1 protein-coding gene, 3 tRNA genes and 1 pseudogene are annotated in these 1,721 nt (G+C 73.1%); 2 read left to right on the forward strand and 3 right to left on the reverse strand.

Annotated elements, in window-relative coordinates; all coding sequences use genetic code 11:
- Positions 1 to 355 precede the first annotated feature (355 nt).
- From K6I34_RS36570 to K6I34_RS36580, 3 genes are all read right to left on the reverse strand, one after another.
- Positions 356 to 429 (reverse strand) — tRNA-Phe (locus K6I34_RS36570).
- 23 nt (positions 430 to 452) lie between these two features.
- Positions 453 to 527 (reverse strand) — tRNA-Asp (locus K6I34_RS36575).
- A gap of 38 nt (positions 528 to 565) precedes the next feature.
- Positions 566 to 638 (reverse strand) — tRNA-Glu (locus K6I34_RS36580).
- Positions 639 to 865: 227 nt separating this feature from the next.
- Here K6I34_RS36580 and K6I34_RS36585 point away from each other — a divergent pair.
- Together K6I34_RS36585 and K6I34_RS36590 are read left to right on the forward strand one after the other, a co-directional pair.
- Positions 866 to 1,216: a metallopeptidase family protein gene (locus K6I34_RS36585; protein WP_229332333.1), complete on the forward strand. Its 351-nt coding sequence runs from the start codon at positions 866 to 868 to the stop codon at positions 1,214 to 1,216.
- A gap of 232 nt (positions 1,217 to 1,448) precedes the next feature.
- Positions 1,449 to 1,721 (forward strand): annotated as a pseudogene (locus K6I34_RS36590) (hypothetical protein); the annotation flags it as partial.

Below are 1,721 nucleotides of genomic sequence, written 5' to 3' on the forward strand. Positions count from 1 at the left end.
GGTGGGCCGGGGGCGTGACCTCCGGCCGGAACCTGAAACGCGGTGCGTGCGGCCGATACGGGTGGGGTGCCGGATGTCCGGCGCGCCCCGTCAGGGGCGCGGGGAACTGCGCGAGCAACCAGCGACGGCCCGCAGTCGCCGGACGGGCAGGGGTGACCGAGCTCGTGGGCGGCTTTTAGGGGCGCGGGGAACTGCGCGACAAGCCCCCACCGGGGGCGCACCCGCGCGCGGAGCGTGAGAGGCAACCCGGTGGGCGTGGAGTCAGGAGCGAGGGTGCCAGAGGCCACCCGGGGCACCGCTCCGAAAAGTAAGGACAAAAAACTGAGCCCCCCATCCGAAGACGGGGGGCTCGCGGTGGCTGGGGCCGGGGTCGAACCGGCGACCTTCCGCTTTTCAGGCGGACGCTCGTACCAACTGAGCTACCCAGCCACGCGATCCACAAGGAATCGCAGCGGTCCTGACGGGATTTGAACCCGCGGCCTCCACCTTGACAGGGTGGCGAGCACTCCAAACTGCTCCACAGGACCAAGCTATGTGCAAGACAAGTCTTGCACACGATGAAGCGTGCCCCCAACGGGATTCGAACCCGTGCTACCGCCTTGAAAGGGCGGCGTCCTGGGCCACTAGACGATGAGGGCTGATGGCCCGCCTGGGCGCTTCGCAGCGCCTCGGGGACGTGAGAAGCATATGGGATGGGAGGAGGTAACGCCAAAACGGTTTGCCGATGACCCGGTGCGGCGCCCCCGCAACAGGCCCGCGGCACCCTCGCGGCACCCCCGCAGGGCCCCCGCGGCACGCTCCGGTGCGGCTCGCACGGGCCCGGCCGGGCCCCCGCGGAGCGCCTTCGTGGCGGACAATGGCGAGCGTGCTGGAGATGACGCGCGAGGAGTTCGAGGAACTGGTCGCCGAGGCCCTGGACCGCATCCCCCCGGAGCTGACGCGGCTCATGGACAACGTCGCGGTGTTCGTCGAGGACGAGCCCCCGGCGGACGACCCGGAGCTGCTCGGCCTCTACGAGGGGACGCCGCTGACCGAGCGCGGCGAGTGGTACGCGGGCGTCCTGCCGGACCGGATCACCGTCTACCGGGGCCCGACGCTGCGGATGTGCGCCACCCGGGAAGAGGCGGTGCACGAGACCGAGGTGACGGTGGTTCACGAGGTGGCCCACCACTTCGGCATCGACGACGCTCGCCTGCACGCTCTCGGCTACGGCTGAGCATTGCCTCGGCCGCGGGTGAGGGCGCGCCGCCCGCGGTGACGGGTGAGCCCTGAAGGGACCAGTGGTGTGCCCGGCGGTGCCCACGGGGCGGGAGTGGGCCCGCAGCGGCGCGCCGCGCGTGTCCTGTGCGGTGCGGGGCCAGTTGGGCAGGGCGTCAGTCCCCTGCGTTCCCCTGCACCCCCGTGCGCACCTCCCGTGCACTCCCGAAGCACCCGAAGGCGGTCCCTCCATGCGCCCCACCCCCGCTCACGCAGCCGCCACCCGGATCGCCGCCGTGGCCGTCGCCGCCCTGGCCCTCGGGGGCTGCATGAGCGTGAGCGACCCGGCGAAACCGGCCTCGTCCTCGGACGGCGCGGGCAAGCAGCGGGACGCGGGCGCCGAGCCGGACGGCGGGGTGCGGATGCCGGGCAGCAGGCCCGGCCGTACGGACGCCAAGGCGCTGCACGGCGCGAGCGGCAGCCCCTCGGCCCGGGGCGCCTCCGCCACCGCCTCGTCCTCGCCC

This window comes from Streptomyces sp. UNOC14_S4, from assembly GCF_020740835.1.
Classification (GTDB): Bacteria; Actinomycetota; Actinomycetes; order Streptomycetales; family Streptomycetaceae; genus Streptomyces.